The organism is Mesorhizobium sp. M4A.F.Ca.ET.022.05.2.1 (genome assembly GCF_003998845.1).
GTDB lineage: Bacteria > Pseudomonadota > Alphaproteobacteria > Rhizobiales > Rhizobiaceae > Mesorhizobium.
Genome location: NZ_RZOJ01000704.1, coordinates 1 through 1468, shown reverse-complemented (window position 1 = coordinate 1468; position 1468 = coordinate 1). Strand labels below are relative to the sequence as shown.

The window sequence follows — 1468 nt, the reverse complement described above, 5'->3', positions numbered from 1 at the left end:
GTCGTCGCGGGCGCAAACCTTGCGCCCACGCCTGCGTTTGCGGCGCTTGCGGCTCTTGCTTTTCTGCTGCTGGGCGTCACCCGGGGCATATCTGCCGCCCGGCCCCGCATGGCGATCATGATGCCGCCCCGCGGATGGGCCCGCCGAATCGGGCGGCGAAGCCCTGGACACGCCCACTTCCGGCGCGCGAGCGCCGGTGTCGTGGTCTTCCACTGTCGTTCCTTCCGGCACCGCGCGAACCGGGAACGGACGCAGCAGGCGCTTTCATTGTTTCAAGTTGCCGCCAGACTAACAGCGCCACGCGGGATCACCAAGAGCGCATGCGGCGAATTTTGCACCGATGCCGCGGCTGCGACGGCTTCGCAGTTGAATAGCCGGCTTCAATCAGGCATGTCTCAAAAGAGGGACCGAGAGGGCCGGGCAACATCAACCAATGAGCCGCAACGCATGATGGCAACGCCATGAACTGGAGGCGTTATTTCTGGCCGGTCGTCGGCATCGCGGCGGTGGTGTTCTCGCTGTGGCTGCTCATCCACGAACTGCGCGGCATCTCGCTCGACGACGTTTGGGCCGGCATCGTAGCGATCCCCGCGCGCGGCTGGATATTGGCGGCGCTGAGCTCGGTGATCGCCTACGCCTCGCTTGCCGGTTACGATCACATCGCGTTGCTCCACATCGGCAAGAAAGTGTCGTGGCTGTTCGTCACCTTCTGCTCCTTCACAACCTACGCGCTGTCGCACAACATTGGCGGCTCGGTAATCTCGGGCGCCGTGATCCGCTATCGCGCCTACGGCACCAGGGGGCTGACCGGTCAGGATGTCGGCGTTCTCGTGGCGATCTGCTGGATCACCTTCGTGCTGTCCAGCATCTTCCTCGGCGGGCTCGTGCTGGTGCTGGAGCCCGAGGTCATCGACCGTTTCTCAGGCGTGCCACATCACCGGGCGGCGAGTGCCGCCGGGCTAGCCATGCTGATCCTGGTCGGCGCCTACATCTTCGGCAGCTGGCTGCACCTGAAGCCGCTCAGGATCGGCGGCTTCCAGCTGCACTATCCGGCGCTGCCCATCGTCGCACGCCAGTTGCTGATCGGCCCGGTCGAACTGCTTGCCGCCGCGGCAATCATCTTCTTTGCCCTGCCGGCCACTGGCAATCCCGGCTATTTCGTCATCCTCGGCGTGTTCCTGGTATCCTTCTCGGTGGCGCAAATCTCGCACGCGCCGGGCGGGCTCGGTGTCTTCGAGGTGGTCTTCCTCGCCGGCCTCTCGCACATGGACCCGGTCGGCGTGCTGGCCGCGCTCCTGGTGTTTCGCCTGTTCTACCTGATTATCCCACTGCTGATTGCGCTTGGCGTGGTGCTGTTCTTCGAGCATTCGCAGCTTGGCCGCAGCGAGAGCTGAGCCGGGCTTCCAGCCACTCCCAGCCAGAGTGAGCAAAAGCTGCGATTGAAACGCGGCGCGGGGTTGACTATTTT

General features: G+C 64.4%; 1 protein-coding gene and 1 pseudogene. One reads left to right on the top strand and one right to left on the bottom strand.

Going from position 1 to position 1468, the window contains the following annotated elements; translation table 11 throughout:
* Positions 1–213: pseudogene (locus tag EN745_RS36620) on the bottom strand (Ppx/GppA family phosphatase); the annotation flags it as partial.
* 248 nt (positions 214–461) lie between these two features.
* Here EN745_RS36620 and EN745_RS34735 point away from each other — a divergent pair.
* Positions 462–1394 carry a lysylphosphatidylglycerol synthase domain-containing protein gene (locus tag EN745_RS34735; RefSeq protein ID WP_127406368.1) on the top strand — a complete coding sequence of 311 codons (933 nt, stop codon included), beginning with the start codon at positions 462–464 and terminating at the stop codon, positions 1392–1394.
* Positions 1395–1468: the final 74 nt, after the last annotated feature.

Bases quoted from the DNA above. Each gene is read 5' to 3' on its own strand.
- EN745_RS34735 (WP_127406368.1), top strand. From the start codon at position 462: ATGAACTGGAGGCGTTATTTCTGGCCGGTCGTCGGCATCGCGGCGGTG.